Consider the following 15426-nt stretch of genomic DNA (forward strand, 5'->3'; position numbering starts at 1 on the left):
ATAGTTTATGAGGTGGTATTTATCAGGTTTTTTTCTTGGTAGATACCGCTTTTTTATTCAATAGGAGATTTTTATTGGATAAGAACAGCTTAGAGAGGAGAAGTTAAAAACATGGATGCACAGAATTTTTTGACAATGAGTATGGATGAACTTGCTAATGAGATTTCGGAGACGAAGAAGAAATTGTCTGCGCTCGAGCAGCTTATGAAGATCCGTCAGCAGTTGGGAGAGCGAACAACCAGACAGATTGAGGCCAAAAAGAAAGCAGAGAAGCGTGCCGAGAAGAAGGCGGCTGTAAAGAATAATACGGCAAGAACCTATGATGTATCCGATGCAGATACTATGTCTATATCAGAGTCGTCTGTTGAATCGGAATCAAGATTTGGGGATGGATTTTTTGGAGAATAAACGGACAATAAAGTAATCGAGTTTATTATAAATATTTTCTTAATTATCACAATAACGTAATGTTTGCCAATAAAATTGCGCTATAATTATACTTATATTCAGTGTATTTTCTTAAATGAAAGGAGTGCATGGAAGTGAGTGATAGCGCAAAGAACAAAATAGAAGATATTAAGATTTTTCAGAAGATTGGTTTTCAAAATTTGGCTGTAAACCTTGTTATGCTCGTTATGTTTATTATTGCGATTGTCATTATGGATGGTAATATGAAGAATATTATCAGTATAGGTATAGGCGCGAGCAACGATGATATACAGCTCATGAGTAAAGAGGCAAGACTCAGAGAAAATCTTATAACTATTGACGGCAATCTGTCCGCGTTACTTGGTGCGGTTTCTATGGGAACCAACGATCCGGCAAACTATGAGGTGTACTTTACCAATATAGATGCGGTAGAAAAAGAGATGCCGGAACTCCTTTCATTCTTGCAGGAGAGTGTTTTGGTCACACATTCCGCAGACGGCCCTTCACAGATAGATGAGATAATGAAGACTACCAACGCATTTCTCGGCGTTACCGATGATATGGTGGTTTCGCTTAGGGCTGCGGATGCCGCAAAGGCAATGGATACTTATATTAATCAGTATATAGATGCACAAGCGGCAGTATATGCTGCATATGATGCGGCTGAAGCTTCGATAAGTGTTCTTGGTGATGAACTTGCCACATATTTGAATATGCTTTACAGCCAGGCTTTTGTTAAGACTGTTGTGCTGGTCGTTATTTTCATATTACTTATTGCTATAAGTCTTGTTCTCAGTGAGACGAGAATCAGTAAGAAGATTGCCGGCATAGTTTCCGAACTTCAGGCAATTATTAAAGGCATTAACAGCAATGAGGGTGATCTTACCGCCAGAATTGAGACTAATACATCTACTGAGCTTGCATTTATTGTGAGTGGTATTAATAATTTTATTGAGACTTTGCAGGGAGTCATAAAAGAAGTTAAGGATGGTTCCAATGTTCTCAATAGTTCTGCTGATTCGATGACACTTCAGATTGAAAAAGCGAGCGATAATATTACAAATACCTCAGCAGCTCTTGAAGAGTTGTCGGCAAGCATGGATACTGTATCGACGACCGCCGATCAGATTTCCGGAAGACTTGATGAAGTTAAGGAAGCTACCAGCGAGATAAGACAGGAAGCTGCAAGCGGAGCATCAACTGCTGAGAATATCAAAAAAGAAGCTGACGAGATCAAAAATGAAGCTCTCAAGAAGAAAGAGAATACAGGTATTAAAGTTGAGGAACTCAGCGCGGTTCTTGAGAAATCTGTTAAAGACAGTGAGAAGGTTGCACAGATCAACGAGCTCACAAAGGTTATCCTTGATATAGCTTCGCAGACAAACCTTCTTGCGCTTAATGCTTCAATTGAGGCTGCAAGAGCCGGTGAAGCTGGTAAAGGTTTTGCGGTTGTTGCGGAAGAAATCAGTGCACTTGCTGATAACAGCCGTCAGACAGCCGGAAACATCCAGACGATCAGTAATGAAGTTACAGATGCGGTTAATACACTTTCGACGAATGCCATGGATGTAATCCAGTTCATCAACAACGATGTTCTTAATGATTATGATACTTTCGTTGAGACAAGTGATAAATATGAGAATACAGCTGTAGTAATGGATGAGATCCTTGATAAATTTAACAGGAAGGCCGATAACCTCAACATTATCATGGACAAGATGGCAGATTCGGTTGAATCTATCACAGAGTCTGTAAAAGAAAGTACTCAGGCAATCAACCTCTCTGCAGCAAATTCGACTGAGATCGTCGGACAGATCCAGGGAATCAGCGAGGCAATGGGAGAAAATAGTAAGGTTACCGAGCAGCTTTCAAGCAGTACGAAGAAATTTGCAAATCTGTAATATGACAATGACAAAAAATGTACACCTAAATTCTAATATGATTTAGGTGTACTTTTTTTGCGTTTTGCGATTAAAGTAGTACAATGTATTTCTCAGGAGGGAATACGGAAAAATATGACATACAGAGTAATTGCTTTATTATTTTTGCTGGTATTTTACGGCATATATTTTATAAAAATGCTTCTGCAGAGAAGGAAAGGCATTGTTACGGACCAGATTGCAAAGGGGAAGGTTAGGGACAAGGGTTTTTATATTGAACTTATAATGAAGATCGCGACAATGCTTGTGCCGCTTACGGAGGTTTTGTCGATAGTGTTAGGGGTAGCGATGCTGCCTATTATGTACAGAGTTATAGGAATGTACTTTGCATTTATCGGTGATATAGTTTTCTTTGCCTCGGTATATACGATGAGAGACAGCTGGAGAGCCGGAGTTGCGGCTGATGATGAGAAAGAGAGAAAACTGGTAACGACCGGGATATATAACTATTCGAGAAATCCTGCTTTTCTTGGATTTGATCTTGTCTATGCCGGCATTTTGCTGATGTTCTTTAATCCGGTACTTCTTGCTGTTTCAGTGTTTGCTATGGTGATGCTTCATATGCAGATATTAAGAGAAGAAGAGTTTCTTACAAGCTTTTTTGGAAATGATTATACAGAATACAAGGAAAGAACAAGCAGATACGCGGGCATGGGTAAAATAACGGTATCCAAAGCTCTTTTGTATATCTATTTTGTTCTCGGAATATGGTCTGTTTTGTACTTTTTTACCTGCCTTTCATACGGCGGAGGTTTTTCGCTTTCGTGGGTGTGGTTATGGCTTTTGATCGCAGCCTTTTCTTTTATAAGAGTATGGATGTTAAAGAGCAGAATAGATGGCAATGAGAAGATAAAGATTCCCAAGATATTTGTCTGGGCATACAGAATATTATTCATAGTTTTTTTGACTTATTTTGCAATAACGGAAGTTAAGATAATAGGGGCAATGCGGGCAAGGGCTAAGGAAGACCTTGATTATATCATAGTGCTCGGTGCGGGACTTCACGGCACGGAGCCAAGTAACCCTTACAAGGCCAGGATAGAACGGGCTGCCATGTACCTTGATGAGAATGAAGGAACGATAGTTATAGCTTCCGGAGGACAGGGTAAGTTTGAGCAAATAAGTGAGGCGGAGTGTGCCAAAAGAAAACTTACCTCGAAGTATGGAATAGATGAGAGCAGGATACTTCTCGAAGAAAAGTCTACAGATACTGAGGAAAATCTGCGATACAGTCTTGAAGTGATAGGTGATCCGGCGGCATCTGTGGGAATAGTGACCAATGGATTTCATGAACTGAGGGCGCTGTCTATTGCCAAAAGAGAAGGCTACGAAAATGTTTCATCCGTTCCTGCGCGAACTCTTTTCCCTGTGGGTATTCACTATGTTGTGAGAGAGTTTTTTGGGATGACTGAGTTCTATATAAAGAATTTTTGATAAAAAAAGAAGATTGCTGTTATGGCAACCTTCTTTTTTATCACATATATACTCAGTCGAGGTTGAGTCTTTTGTTTGCTGTTACGACGGATGCAACCCAGAAAATTATTATTGTAACAATAGAATAGATGATACCTTTTGACATAGAGTGTGTTAAAAGGCCATAAGAATCTATGTCGGAATAGGAATCCGGATACAGGAACATTCTTCCGAAAGATATGGAAGTTGAAATTATTCCCAAAACAAAACTTGTTCCAAAATAGCAGAGAACTGCACCTAAAATCTTGTGCTTACTCCAAAGTTGGCCGATGCTTATGCAGAAGAAGTATGTCAAAAGCTTGGATATATTTCCGAGGATTATTGTCACAGTAAATTCGATAATTCCCCATATAATATTAACTGATTCAGGATCGTATAATAATTGCTTGTATATCTCAAGCAGCACTTCCCGTAGTTCGTCAAGATCCGGCAGGGTTCCGATTATAAGTGTTCCAAACAGGATGCAGAGTCCCATTGAAAGACTGAATGCCAAAGACCATATGCAGGCAACTATCATTCTTGAAGAAACGACCTCAGTGATAGTTGCGGGCAGGGTAAATGTAAGGTAGCCTTGGGATGTGTACAGGTTTTTGTAGTAGTGAACAACAAGGTATATGGTGGCTATCATATTAAGTGACGTCAGTAGAATAATGATTCCTGAGACTCCCAGTGTTATAAAGATTACACTAAAATCTTTTTCAATCAATTCGGGAGATGCGACAATTCTGAAGAATAAACCGCCGACAATACCCAGAAAGATAGTAACCGCACATGTAAGTGTCATTACCATCCATGTATTCTTGAATTCATGTTTAAGAAGTGTTCCTAGCATCTGTATACCTCCCTGAAATATTGATCGATAGTCATGCCGGTCTCGTCTTTTATGGCTGCAACCGGCTGATAGAGCCTGATATTACCGTATTGTAAGAAAATAACTTCGTCCAGCACCGGCTCAATATCTGTTATGAGATGAGTAGAGATGATGATAGATGCGGAAGGATCGTAATTGTTTATGATCGTACGCAAAATATAATCTCTGGCAGCAGGGTCTACACCTGCGATCGGCTCGTCAAGAATGTAAAGTCTTGCTCTTCGGCTCATTACAAGGATAAGCTGAACTTTCTCTTTTGTACCCTTTGAGAGTGTCTTCAATCTGCGCTTTGGATTGATATTAAGATTTGTAAGCATCTGATAAGCTCTGTTTACATCAAAATCGGCATAAAAATCCATAAACATCGCAATGACTGCTTCAATAGTCATATTGTCATCAAGATATGTTGTATCGGGAAGGTAAGACACAAGTGCCTTACTCCTTGGTCCGACGGGATTGCCGTCAACAAGGACCATGCCGGATGATGGCTTTAAAAGACCGCATATGATCTTTATAAGGGTTGTCTTGCCACTTCCGTTTGGTCCAAGAAGGCCGGTTATATGACCGGGGCCAATGGATAGGTTAATGTTTGTCAGAGCCTGGACATTGTCATATGTTTTAAATAGCCCCTGTACTTCTAACAGATTACTCATACTTTTCTCCTTAAAAAATTTATTACTTGCCTTTCAATCGCTTATAAGTTTAAGCGCGGAAATATCCGGCGAGATTGAAAGAGAGTAGTTGGTGTAATAGACTACAAATCCCGGTTTGGCTCCTCCGGGCTTCTTTACGTCCTTGCGCTTTAGATAGTCTATCTCGACTTTCTCCTGAACTTTTCCTTTTGAATAATATGCAGCCAGGGCAGCAGCTTCTTCAAATGTTCTGTCGGGAACTTCTTTGCCCTTTGTTATAAGGACAACGTGCGAACCCGGTATCTTTTTGGCATGGAACCACCAGTCGCCGCCGTTTGCCATCTTAAAGGTAAGTTCATCGTTCTGAATGTTGTTTTTGCCTACATAGATATCAAAGCCGTCACTTGACTGATAGTGGAAAGGCTTACTGGTGATCTTTTCTTTTCGCCCGTTCTTGCTAAAACCTGACTTGATATAGCCACTTTCACGCAGCTCCTGTCTAATCTGGGCCAAATCGGCTTCTTTTTCGGCAATCTCGAGAGCACTTTCTATTGATTCAAGCTGTTCAATCGCTTCTTTTGATTCTTTGATCTGCTCTTCAAGCGCTTCAGCGGTTCTCTTAAGCTTGGTATATTTGTCAAAATACTTCTTGGCATTCTGACTCGGTGTGAGAGTGGGATCAAGAGTTATCGTCACATCTTTTCCGGTATTGTAATCATTGACCGTGATCTTCTCGGCGCCGGGTTCTGCACTGTAACCATAGACTGTAAGGAGTTCGCCGTATATTCTGTACTTGTCCTTCTTGTCACAGTCAAGCATCTGCTTGGTCTGAAGGTCGTATTTCCTTACATTTCGCTCAAGAGCTGTTTGAACGATCTTTCTAAGATCAACTGATTTCTGTCTTATTCTTGTTACGACATTTTTTTCGGCATAGTACTTATTTATAAGCTCAGAGATATTGCCCTGCGGCACTGCGGAAAAACCGGGAGCGTCCTTGTACATGGTTAGCGGTACGCAGGAGTACTCCTTTGGTGATGCGCCTTCATATATTATCTCGGGTGAAAATTCGCCACTTTTTACCATATCGATTATCTCTGAAAAAGCTCTGTAGAGCGCGATAGACTCTGATGTATCAAGCGCTATTGCGGATTTGTCGGAATCGATGCCGGCCCTTTTACATATTTCCTGAGAAATAATGGGAGAAAGACCTGTATAGCCCTGATAAATAGCCTTGAAAACAGGCATTCCCTTACTTAGGACTATTGATGAGAATTCATCAGCACTTGTCTCGAGTGGATTTTTTTTGTCCTGAGAGGGAACAAAGTACTCGCGGCCGGGGAGAACTTCCCTTACAGAGCTGACTGAAGCGGGAATGTGCTTGATGCTGTCGATTATTATATTATTCTCATCAGTAAAAATGATATTGCTGTATTTGCCCATGATCTCGATGAGGAGTACTTTATGCCTTAAGTCGCCCATTTCATCGAGGTGTTCGATCTCGAAACGGATTATTCTCTCAAGCCCCGGCTGAGTCACTGAGATTATGCGGCCGTTTTGGATATGCTTTCTTAGAAGCATGCAGAAATTGGGGGCAGTCATCGGCGAAGGTTTCGTTTCGTCCGTCATATAGATGAGCGGAAGAGAAGCGTCTGCAGACATGATCATCTTGGCCTGCTTTATGCCGTATTTGTCAATATTCTCATAGGAGAGCTTCACTGTTATAAGAAGTTCGTCGCTCTCTGTCTGCGCAATCTTATATATTCTGCCTCCTGTCAGGAGGTCACTCATATCTTTGGTTATATTTGCGATTGTTATTCCATCAAATGCCATTTTGTGCTCCGTATGCGTTAGTAATTATATATAGTCTACTAGTCGCGGGGAGGTATGTCAAAGCAGACAGAATAATGCGGCTTATGTGGTATTATTTCACATTTATGACATATAATTGGTGCATACTTTATTTAGGGTATAATATATACAGTAGCCGACTGTGATTGCTGATCTATCTAAAATAATCTCAAGGCTCAAAAATAAAAGGAGAACATTGTCATGGGAAAAAAGAGAATGTATAAAAGTAATGACAGAAAAGTTTGCGGTGTCTGCGGTGGGCTTGCAGAATACTTCGGAATTGATCCCACAATAGTACGTCTTGTATATGCGATACTTGCGATCACATACGGAAGCGGACTTTTGCTCTATATTATTGCTGCGATAATCATGGAAGACAGACCGGACTATACAGGCAGAGCATGAATTAAATAAGTCTTTGAGAGAACCTTTGATAAAAGAACATTATTAGGGGTTCTTTTTTCTTATATAAAATCTGGCATTTTTTGAAATTTATAATTATTTTATTGTAAACGCTTACATTATATGTTATAACTAACAATGAACTAAGTAGTTTGCAATTTGATTTGTAAGCACTTACATTACGGAGGTTACGGGAAATGGAATTATTAAACTACGATGTTTTGGCAAGATCGGGTTACAACGGATTTGTAAAAAAGGATGCGCAGATCAAAGTGCTGCAGTTTGGAGAGGGGAACTTTCTTCGCGCATTTGTTGATTATTTTTTTGATATCAGTAATGAAAAAGCCGGATTTGACGGCAAGATCGCACTCGTACAGCCTATTTCGCAGGGACTTACTAAGCTCATCAATGAGCAGGAGGGACTTTACACTCTTTACTTAAGAGGGAGCGAAAACGGTGAGAAGGTCGACCTTAAGAGAGTAATCTCGGCTGTGGATTGCTGTCTTAATCCTTATGAGAAGGCAGATTATGACAAGATGATGGAGATTGCGGCAAGCGATTCTCTCGATATCATCGTTTCGAATACAACTGAGGCGGGAATTGCTTACGATCCTGCCTGCAATTTTGAGGATGTTCCGGCGGGTAGTTTCCCCGGAAAACTTACGCAGGTTCTTTATACAAGATTCAAGGCGGGCAAGAAAGGTGTAGCCGTTCTTTCCTGCGAACTAATCGACAATAACGGCAAAGAGCTCCTTAAGTGCGTGAACAGCTATATTGATCAGTGGAATCTCGGAGATGAGTTCAAGGCATGGGTGAATGACGAAAATATCTTTTGCTCAACACTTGTAGACAGAATTGTTCCCGGACGTATCCGCGATGAGAAGGAAGTTCGTAAGCTTGAAGAAGAAAACGGTTATCACGATGAGCTCATTGATGTCGGAGAGATCTTCGGAGTATGGATAATCGAAGGTCCGGGGGAACTTGAAGACAGACTTCCTTTTAAGAAAGCGGGAGTTAATGTGCATGTAGTTCCTGATGTAATGCCTTATAAGCACCGCAAGGTGCGCATTCTTAACGGGGCACATACTGGATTTGTGCTCGGAGCATACCTGGCAGGCCTCGATATTGTAAGAGATTGCATGCAGAATGAGACTATCGCAGGTTTTATGAACAAGATGCTTGGTGATGAAGTTATTCCCACACTTGTAGATCATCTTGATAAGGATGATCTTGAAGAGTTTGCAAGTGCGGTGAAGGATCGCTTCAACAATCCTTTTGTAAATCATGAGCTTATGTCGATATCTCTTAACTCTACCAGCAAGTGGAAGGCGAGAAATATGCCGTCATTCCTTCAATATATAGACAAGAACGGTAAACTTCCGGTTTGCCTCACAATGTCTCTTGCGGCTTATATTGCTTTTTATTCCAATGATATATCGGAGCTTACGGATGCAGGTCTGATCTGTAAGAGACCTGCGGGAAATGCATATACCGTAAGTGATGACAGATGGGTGCTTGAGTTCTACTACGAGCACAGAAACGATTCCGAGGAAGAGCTTGTGCGAGCAGTTCTTGGAAATGAGAAGATGTGGGACCGCGATCTCAATAAAATAGACGGTCTTACGGATGCGGTCATAAAAGACCTTAAGATGATCCGCGCAGAAGGCGCGGAAGCGGCATATGCAAGCTGCCTTTGATTTTCTTAATAATTAAATTTGCCTATTATCTATTATTTGTATATATGACATAGTATCTATTGGTGCGAAGACTTACAGAATTTCGTTTTAGACAAACGGAGTTGAAGTAAGTCTTTTGTGCTGTAAAAATGGACGGTTTGCGGCTATGTTTGCATTGACCTGAAAATTGGGTTATATTATAATAACTTGTGTATTATTATGCCCAAAAATAAGGGGGATTTACAGATGGTCTGCAGTATGACTGGTTTTGGCAGAAGTGAAGTCACAGAAGGTCAACGCAAGTACATAGTTGAGCTTAAATCTGTTAACAATCGTTATCTTGATATAAATGTCAAGATGCCTAAGAAATTCAACGCATTTGAGTCTGCAATTCGTTCAGAACTAAAAGGCTATATGAAACGCGGCAAAGTTGATGTATTTGTCAGCTACGAGGATTTTTCGGAGTCTGAATCCAAGGTTAAGTACAACAAGGCTATCGCACAGGAATACTATGATGCTTTGAAGGAAATGGTCAAGGACTTCGGGCTAGACGATGAGATCAGACTGCCTCTTTTGGCTAAGTTTCCTGAGGTCTTCACAATGGAAGAAGAGGAACTTGACGAGGAAGAGGTATGGACAGGGCTTAAGAGAGCTCTTAATGAAGCCGGCAAGCAGTTTATGGAGTCGAGAGCCAAGGAGGGAGAATTCCTTTGCGCCGATCTTACAGCTAAACTCGCCGAGATGCTTGAAAATGTCGAGTATATTACCGAGCGTTCACCCGAGATCATCAAAGAGTACAAGGCGAAACTCAGGGAGAAGATCCAGGATCTCATGGAAGACAAACAGATCGATGAGAACCGTCTTGCCATGGAAGTTACAATATTTGCCGATAAAATATGTGTGGACGAGGAACTTACAAGACTCAGAAGTCATATAGAAGCAACTACAGATGCACTCAGAAACGGTGATGACAAGGATGGAATAGGAAGAAAACTGGATTTCCTCGCACAGGAAATGAACAGGGAAGCCAATACTATCCTTTCTAAATCAACTGATCTTAAGATCTCCGACAGGGGAATCGCACTTAAGACCAGTATAGAAAAAGTAAGGGAGCAGATTCAGAACATTGAGTAAACTCATTCATATTGGATTTGGCAATATAGTCAACGCCGACAAGATTATAAGTATAGTCAGTCCTGACGCAGCTCCTATCAAGCGTATGGTTCAGAAGGCTAAGGAACAGGGGACAGGTGTTGACGCGACACAAGGGCGCAAGACCAAAGCTGTTTTGGTCATGGAGAACGGCATGCTTGTGTTATCAGCTCTTTTGCCTGAAACAATCAGTGCTAGAGCATATTCAGAGAGTGAGAGTATTACAGATGAATCGTAAAGGTATAATAATTGTTGTCTCGGGCTTTTCGGGCGCGGGCAAGGGAACAGTAATGAAGGCACTTACAGCGAAGTACGATCAGTATGCTCTGTCTGTATCGGCTACTACAAGAACTCCGAGAACAGGTGAAGTTAACGGAAGAGAGTACTTTTTTGTAACTACTGAGGAATTTGAGAAGATGATTGATGAGGACGGGCTTATTGAACATGCCAAATATGTCAATCATTACTACGGAACTCCCAGAAAGTATGTAGAAGATAAACTTTCAAAAGGAATTGACGTGATCCTTGAGATAGAGATTCAGGGAGCACTTCAGATTAAAGAACAATATAAGGACGCAGTTCTTTTGTTTATAACACCTCCGTCTGCGGAAGTACTTGAGAAGAGGCTTCGCGGAAGAGGAACTGAGACCGACGAGGTTATTAAGAAACGCCTTAGCAGGGCAAAAGAGGAATCTGTCGGAATTGAGAAGTACGATTATATTGTTGTCAATGATAAGCTTGAGGAGTGTGTTGAGAATGTGCATCGTATTATAAGCGCAGCTCATTGCAGTCCGGACAGAAATCTTGATTTTATAGATGACATAAGACATCAGCTTGAAAAATTCTAATTCTATAAATAAATGTTATTTGCGGATATCCGCAGGAAAGGAACAAAATGATACATCCTTCATATGTAGATCTGATGAAAGTAGTAAACAAGGGAGTTGAAGAGGGAGAGGAGCCTGTAATCAGCTCAAGATATTCAGTAGTTATGGCTACTGCAAAGAGAGCAAGACAGATTATCGCAGGTGACGAGCCTATGGTAAAGGTTAAGGACAAGCAGAAGCCTCTTTCTATTGCAGTTGAGGAAATGAATCAGGATACTCTTCGCATTCTCACAGAAGAAGAAAAAGAAAAGCTTGAAGATACTGACGTAATTGAGGAAGTTGAGAGTACAGAAGAAAACTGATATGAAGATATTATTTGTATCGCTTGGATGCGATAAAAATAGAGTTGATACCGAGGTTATGCTTGGTATGTTGCATAGCCGTGGGTATGACTTTACAGATGATGAATCGGAAGCAGAAGCAGCAGTTGTTAACACCTGCTGCTTTATAAATGATGCAAAGCAGGAAAGTATAGATACTATCCTTGAGCTTGCGGAACTTAGAAAAGAAGGTCAACTTAAGGCACTTATTGTTACGGGTTGCCTTGCGCAGAGATACAAGGAAGAGATTCAGGATGAGATTCCTGAAGTTGATGAGATCCTTGGTGTAACATCCTCTGATAAGATTATAGAAGCTATTGATGAGACTATAGCCAGAAACACAATTTTTTCTCACAAGAACTATTTTGATGATATCAATAAAAAGCCTGTGGGAGGTATGGACAGAATTATTACTACAGGCGGTCTTTTTAATTATCTTAAGATTGCGGAGGGGTGCGACAAACATTGCACCTATTGCATAATACCCAAAGTTAGAGGAAATTACAGAAGTGTTCCTATGGAGCAACTTTTGGAAGAAGCCGGAAAGCTTGCAGATCAAGGTGTTTCCGAACTGCTATTGGTTGCACAGGAGACAACTTTGTATGGAACAGATCTCTACGGAGAGAAGAAACTCCCGGAGCTTTTGCACAAATTGTGCGAGATAGAAGGCTTTAAATGGATAAGAGTATTGTATTGTTATCCTGAAGAGATCACGGATGAGCTTATACAGACTATAAAGAACGAGCCTAAGATATGTAAGTATCTTGATATACCCATTCAGTCGGGATCTGACAGAATCCTCAAGAAGATGGGAAGAAGAACCAATAATTCCGAGATCAGGGAACTTGTTAATAAGCTTAGAAAAGAGATCCCGGATATTTGCATAAGGACAACTCTTATAAGCGGATTCCCGGGTGAGACGGCAGAGGATCACAATGAGACTATGGCTCTTGTAAGGGATCTTAAGTTTGACAGATTGGGCGTGTTCACATACTCGCAGGAGGAAGATACACCTGCCGCGACAATGCCGGATCAGGTTTCCGAGAGAGTTAAGACTACCAGAAGAAACAAGCTTATGAAACTCCAGCAGGAGATCGCATTTGAAGCTGCCGAGAAGATGGTTGGAAGAGATGTGGATGCGGTTATCGAAGGAAGAATAACGGATTCCGACGATGGTGACGGGCTTTCATATGTGGCGCGCACTTACAAAGATGCTCCCGATATAGACGGATATCTTTTTGTGACCGGCGTACAGAGAGAGCTTATGACGGGCGATTATATAAAGGTACATATAACAGGCTCTAATGAATACGACTTGATTGGGGAGGAAATAATATGAATTTACCGAACAAATTGACAGTATGCAGAGTAATATTGATTCCTTTTTTTGTATTTTTTCTTTTATTTGATCCTACAAATGTTCTCTTTAAATGGATCGCACTTGGAATATTTATAATTGCAAGTCTTACCGATATGCTTGATGGTAAGATTGCGAGAAAATATAATCTTATAACAGATTTTGGAAAATTTATGGATCCTTTGGCGGACAAGCTTCTTGTTTGCAGCGCGATGATCGGACTTATCGAACTTGAGAGAATTCCTTCATGGATTGTTATCGTCATCATCGCAAGAGAATTTGTTATAAGCGGATTCAGACTTATCGCTTCCGACAACGGAAGAGTTATTGCCGCAAGCTATTGGGGCAAGTTTAAGACAACGTTTCAAATGATTATGGTAATCCTGATGATCGCAGATATACAGAATCAGGCATTTAAGGTCCTGACTCAGGTAATCATGTGGATAGCTCTTGTGCTGACCATTATATCTCTTGTGGATTACCTTGTTAAAAATAAGGATGTAATGAATGGAAGTAAATAATAACAACGAAGAAGTAAAGATCAGATACGACGAGTCAGGCCTTAATGAGAAGATAATCCGTGCAGTTACGGAGATGGGCTTTGAATATATGTCACCCATCCAGAAGGCGGCTATTCCTGTCATGATGGAAGGCAAAGATATTATCGGACAGGCGCAGACGGGAACAGGTAAGACTGCTGCGTTTGGTATTCCTCTTTTGGAAAAGGTTGATCCCGAGAATAAGCATTTGCAGGCAGTTGTTCTTTGTCCTACAAGAGAGCTTGCTATGCAGGCAGCTGATGATATAAGAGATTTTGCAAAGTATATGCATGGAATCAAGGTTCTTGCAGTATACGGCGGACAGGATATATCCAGACAGATAAGAGCACTTTCGGCAGGGGTTCAGATTGTTGTTGGAACGCCGGGACGTGTTATGGACCATATGAGAAGACATACCATGAAGATGAAGGATGTCAGGGTTCTTGTTCTTGATGAAGCAGATGAGATGCTTGATATGGGCTTTAGAGAGGATATTGAGACTATCCTTGACGGAATGCCCGAGGAGAGACAGACAGCTCTTTTCTCAGCTACAATGCCCGAGCCTATTTTACAGATAACAAGAAAATATCAGAAAGATGCTGAGTATATTAAGATGACTCCCAAGGAAATCACTGTAGCTGCGATTGAGCAGACTTATTACAGGATTCCCCAGAGGATGAAAGAAGAAGTTCTTGTGAGACTTCTTGATTATTACAATCCCGGAAGAACACTTATTTTCTGTAATACAAAGAGAATGGTAGATACGCTTTCTGAGAATCTTAAGGGCAAGGGATTCCTTGCAGACGGCCTTCACGGTGATCTTTCACAGAATCAGAGAGATACCGTTATGAAGCTTTTTAGAAATGACAAGATCAATATTCTTATCGCTACGGACGTTGCGGCAAGAGGTATTGATGTAAGCGGTGTTGAGGCTGTATTTAATTTCGATATTCCTGAGGATATAGAGTATTATGTTCACAGAATAGGAAGAACTGGACGAGCCGGAAGAAGCGGAAGATCGTTTACACTTGTAGGCGGAAGAGAGATGTACAAACTTCGCGAGATCGAGAGAGTTTGTCATACCAAGATCGAGGAAAGAAGAGTCCCTTCCGCAAAAGAGATAACAAGAGTTAAATCACAGAAGATATTCGGTGAAGTTATAGATATAATCGAGAACGGAGATATTGCTTCGACTCTTGAATTTGTCAATCAGAAGATTGAAGAAGGCGAATATACTGCAGATCAGCTTGCAGCCGGATTCATGAAGCTCAAGATGGGCGCAGATATCGAAGACCTTGTGCTCTTTGAGAAAGACCGTGATTACGGCGGTGATCGCAGGCGCAGAGGCAGAGATTCACGCTATGACGAGAGATCCGGAAGAAGAGACAGAAGAAGAGGCCCCAACGGCGGAAGAAGAGCGTCTGATATGAAGAAAGGCGCATTTGAAGGAAGAAGAGCTACCGACGGTAAGAGAGGATCGTCTTCCGGAAGAAGAAAGTTTGAAGACAGAAGAAGCAGCGGCAATCGCAGATCGGAGGGCGGGAAAAAACGCTACGATTCATATAAGAACATAGACCGCGCAGAGAATGATTCTTTAAACTTAGAGATGGAAAAGAAGCCTTTTTCTACAGACAGAAGATCTTCTGACAGACCAAAGAGAGAGCGTGTATCGTCCGGAGCATCTGCATTTGAGAATGTAGGAAGACTCAATATTAAGGATGAGAAGAGCACAAAAGCTTGGTATATGGGCGAAGACAGAGATACAATGAATGTATCAAAGTCAGAACGCAAGAATATTAAGTCTGAAAATAAAAAGAGAAGTATCGATTATCTTCAGGACGTTGACGATCTCGTAATGGAGAGCTTTGGTAAGCGCAAGAAAGAGAGATAATAGCTGAGC

General features: G+C 41.1%; 15 protein-coding genes. 12 read left to right on the forward strand and 3 right to left on the reverse strand.

All coding sequences use genetic code 11. The annotated features are described in order from the left end of the window. Positions 1 to 111: 111 nt before the first annotated feature. The 3 genes from T356_RS0100375 to T356_RS21690 all read left to right on the forward strand — a co-directional run bounded on the left by T356_RS0100375 (position 112) and on the right by T356_RS21690 (position 3803). Positions 112 to 408 carry a hypothetical protein gene (locus tag T356_RS0100375; protein WP_026512768.1) on the forward strand — a complete coding sequence of 99 codons (297 nt, stop codon included), beginning with the start codon at positions 112 to 114 and terminating at the stop codon, positions 406 to 408. Positions 409 to 542: 134 nt separating this feature from the next. Continuing rightward, positions 543 to 2330 carry a methyl-accepting chemotaxis protein gene (locus T356_RS0100380; protein ID WP_197020859.1) on the forward strand — a complete coding sequence of 596 codons (1788 nt, stop codon included), beginning with the start codon at positions 543 to 545 and terminating at the stop codon, positions 2328 to 2330. 114 nt (positions 2331 to 2444) lie between these two features. Beyond that, a complete protein-coding gene (locus tag T356_RS21690) occupies positions 2445 to 3803 on the forward strand; it encodes an ElyC/SanA/YdcF family protein (protein ID WP_197020860.1) in 1359 nt (452 codons plus the stop codon). 52 nt (positions 3804 to 3855) lie between these two features. On the opposite strand, the gene T356_RS0100390 is transcribed toward T356_RS21690, so the two are convergent. From T356_RS0100390 to T356_RS0100400, 3 genes are read right to left on the reverse strand one after another with little or no spacing between them, the layout of a single operon-like run. Then, entirely contained in the window at positions 3856 to 4674 is an 819-nt protein-coding gene (locus tag T356_RS0100390; RefSeq protein WP_026512770.1) for a hypothetical protein, read from the reverse strand. Next, on the reverse strand, positions 4668 to 5366 hold the full coding sequence (locus tag T356_RS0100395) for an ABC transporter ATP-binding protein (RefSeq protein WP_026512771.1): 699 nt from the start codon (positions 5364 to 5366) through the stop codon (positions 4668 to 4670). The genes T356_RS0100390 and T356_RS0100395 overlap by 7 nt, the downstream gene beginning before the upstream one ends. A gap of 33 nt (positions 5367 to 5399) precedes the next feature. Then, positions 5400 to 7175, reverse strand: a complete 1776-nt coding sequence (locus T356_RS0100400) for an Rqc2 family fibronectin-binding protein (RefSeq protein ID WP_026512772.1) — start codon at positions 7173 to 7175, stop codon at positions 5400 to 5402. Positions 7176 to 7394: 219 nt separating this feature from the next. Here T356_RS0100400 and T356_RS0100405 point away from each other — a divergent pair, with 219 nt between their 5' ends. The 9 genes from T356_RS0100405 (at position 7395) to T356_RS17885 (ending at position 15417) form a co-directional block, all read left to right on the forward strand. Beyond that, entirely contained in the window at positions 7395 to 7598 is a 204-nt protein-coding gene (locus T356_RS0100405) for a PspC domain-containing protein (protein WP_035780048.1), read from the forward strand. 194 nt (positions 7599 to 7792) lie between these two features. Continuing rightward, positions 7793 to 9292 carry a tagaturonate reductase gene (locus tag T356_RS0100410; RefSeq protein WP_026512774.1) on the forward strand — a complete coding sequence of 500 codons (1500 nt, stop codon included), beginning with the start codon at positions 7793 to 7795 and terminating at the stop codon, positions 9290 to 9292. 225 nt (positions 9293 to 9517) lie between these two features. Then, the gene (locus T356_RS0100415) at positions 9518 to 10405 is read left to right on the forward strand and encodes a YicC/YloC family endoribonuclease (RefSeq protein ID WP_026512775.1); all 888 of its coding nucleotides are present in this window, start codon (positions 9518 to 9520) and stop codon (positions 10403 to 10405) included. Further along, a complete protein-coding gene (locus T356_RS0100420) occupies positions 10398 to 10661 on the forward strand; it encodes a DUF370 domain-containing protein (protein WP_026512776.1) in 264 nt (87 codons plus the stop codon). The genes T356_RS0100415 and T356_RS0100420 overlap by 8 nt, the downstream gene beginning before the upstream one ends. Continuing rightward, on the forward strand, positions 10651 to 11271 hold the full coding sequence (gene gmk, locus T356_RS0100425) for a guanylate kinase (RefSeq protein ID WP_026512777.1): 621 nt from the start codon (positions 10651 to 10653) through the stop codon (positions 11269 to 11271). Before T356_RS0100420 ends, gmk begins: the two co-directional genes overlap by 11 nt. Positions 11272 to 11318: 47 nt before the next feature. Continuing rightward, positions 11319 to 11612, forward strand: a complete 294-nt coding sequence (gene rpoZ / locus T356_RS17880; RefSeq protein ID WP_035780051.1) for a DNA-directed RNA polymerase subunit omega — start codon at positions 11319 to 11321, stop codon at positions 11610 to 11612. Position 11613: 1 nt separating this feature from the next. Then, positions 11614 to 12969, forward strand: a complete 1356-nt coding sequence (rimO, locus tag T356_RS0100435) for a 30S ribosomal protein S12 methylthiotransferase RimO (RefSeq protein WP_026512778.1) — start codon at positions 11614 to 11616, stop codon at positions 12967 to 12969. Further along, the gene (pgsA, locus tag T356_RS0100440; RefSeq protein WP_026512779.1) at positions 12966 to 13508 is read left to right on the forward strand and encodes a CDP-diacylglycerol--glycerol-3-phosphate 3-phosphatidyltransferase; all 543 of its coding nucleotides are present in this window, start codon (positions 12966 to 12968) and stop codon (positions 13506 to 13508) included. Before rimO ends, pgsA begins: the two co-directional genes overlap by 4 nt. Further along, positions 13495 to 15417: a DEAD/DEAH box helicase gene (locus T356_RS17885; RefSeq protein WP_081777696.1), complete on the forward strand. Its 1923-nt coding sequence runs from the start codon at positions 13495 to 13497 to the stop codon at positions 15415 to 15417. Before pgsA ends, T356_RS17885 begins: the two co-directional genes overlap by 14 nt. The last annotated feature ends 9 nt before the right edge of the window (positions 15418 to 15426 follow it).

Origin of the sequence: Butyrivibrio sp. LB2008, assembly GCF_000621565.1 — a bacterium.
In the GTDB taxonomy this organism is placed as follows: Bacteria; Bacillota; Clostridia; order Lachnospirales; family Lachnospiraceae; genus Butyrivibrio.

What these genes read in the sequence shown, in the direction of transcription:
- T356_RS0100375 (WP_026512768.1), top strand. Translation starts at nt 112, where the DNA reads ATGGATGCACAGAATTTTTTGACAATGAGTATGGATGAACTTGCTAAT.
- rpoZ (WP_035780051.1), top strand. Translation starts at nt 11,319, where the DNA reads ATGATACATCCTTCATATGTAGATCTGATGAAAGTAGTAAACAAGGGA.
- T356_RS0100395 (WP_026512771.1), bottom strand. Translation starts at nt 5,366, where the DNA reads ATGAGTAATCTGTTAGAAGTACAGGGGCTATTTAAAACATATGACAAT.
- T356_RS21690 (WP_197020860.1), top strand. Translation starts at nt 2,445, where the DNA reads ATGACATACAGAGTAATTGCTTTATTATTTTTGCTGGTATTTTACGGC.
- T356_RS0100400 (WP_026512772.1), bottom strand. Translation starts at nt 7,175, where the DNA reads ATGGCATTTGATGGAATAACAATCGCAAATATAACCAAAGATATGAGT.
- T356_RS0100405 (WP_035780048.1), top strand. Translation starts at nt 7,395, where the DNA reads ATGGGAAAAAAGAGAATGTATAAAAGTAATGACAGAAAAGTTTGCGGT.
- T356_RS0100415 (WP_026512775.1), top strand. Translation starts at nt 9,518, where the DNA reads ATGGTCTGCAGTATGACTGGTTTTGGCAGAAGTGAAGTCACAGAAGGT.
- T356_RS0100390 (WP_026512770.1), bottom strand. Translation starts at nt 4,674, where the DNA reads ATGCTAGGAACACTTCTTAAACATGAATTCAAGAATACATGGATGGTA.
- T356_RS17885 (WP_081777696.1), top strand. Translation starts at nt 13,495, where the DNA reads ATGGAAGTAAATAATAACAACGAAGAAGTAAAGATCAGATACGACGAG.
- pgsA (WP_026512779.1), top strand. Translation starts at nt 12,966, where the DNA reads ATGAATTTACCGAACAAATTGACAGTATGCAGAGTAATATTGATTCCT.
- rimO (WP_026512778.1), top strand. Translation starts at nt 11,614, where the DNA reads ATGAAGATATTATTTGTATCGCTTGGATGCGATAAAAATAGAGTTGAT.
- gmk (WP_026512777.1), top strand. Translation starts at nt 10,651, where the DNA reads ATGAATCGTAAAGGTATAATAATTGTTGTCTCGGGCTTTTCGGGCGCG.
- T356_RS0100410 (WP_026512774.1), top strand. Translation starts at nt 7,793, where the DNA reads ATGGAATTATTAAACTACGATGTTTTGGCAAGATCGGGTTACAACGGA.